This is a genomic window from Neotamlana sargassicola (assembly GCF_020523965.1).
Taxonomy (GTDB): domain Bacteria; phylum Bacteroidota; class Bacteroidia; order Flavobacteriales; family Flavobacteriaceae; genus Neotamlana; species Neotamlana sargassicola.
In genome coordinates, this window is record NZ_JAJAPX010000017.1 from 1 (window position 1) to 719 (window position 719).

1 protein-coding gene is annotated in these 719 nt (G+C 36.4%); it reads left to right on the forward strand.

Annotation, left to right across the window (positions count from 1 at the left end):
- Window positions 1–50: 50 nt before the first annotated feature.
- Window positions 51–719, forward strand: coding sequence for a bifunctional 4-hydroxy-2-oxoglutarate aldolase/2-dehydro-3-deoxy-phosphogluconate aldolase (locus tag LG651_RS15645; RefSeq protein WP_226697044.1), 669 nt, complete (start codon window positions 51–53; stop codon window positions 717–719).

The window sequence follows — 719 nt, forward strand, 5'->3', positions numbered from 1 at the left end:
TATATTTTAATATAGCAGCTTTATCACAAATTAAAGTATTTTATAAAATAATGGCACAATTTTCAAGATTAGAGGTCGCTCAAGTAATGAAAGATACGGGTATGGTACCTTTATTTTTTAATAGTGATATAGAAATAAGTAAAAAAGTATTAAAAGCTTGTTACGATGGAGGAGCACGCTTAATGGAGTTTACAGCACGAGGTGATTTTGCTCACGAAGTTTTTGGTGAATTAACAAAATATGCCATTGCAGAATTACCAGGAATGATAATGGGTGTAGGTTCTGTAACCGATGCCGCAGCAGCATCGTTATACATGGCATTAGGAGCAAACTTTATAGTAACACCAGTATTACGCGAAGATATAGCAATAGCATGTAATCGTCGTAAAGTATTATGGTCACCAGGCTGTGGAAGTTTAACAGAAATAGCCAAGGCTGAAGAATTAGGATGTGAAATAGTGAAATTATTCCCAGGAGGTATTTATGGGCCAAACTTTGTAAAAGGCGTAAAAGGACCACAACCCTGGACAAGCATAATGCCAACCGGAGGCGTATCGCCAACCGAGGAGAACTTAAAAGGCTGGTTTGATGCAGGAGTAACATGTGTAGGTATGGGGTCGCAATTAATTTCAAAAGAAATTGTAGCTAACCAAGATTTCGATACACTAACTAAAAAAGTGGCTAGTGCATTAAGCATTATTAAAGACTTAAGAAAATAA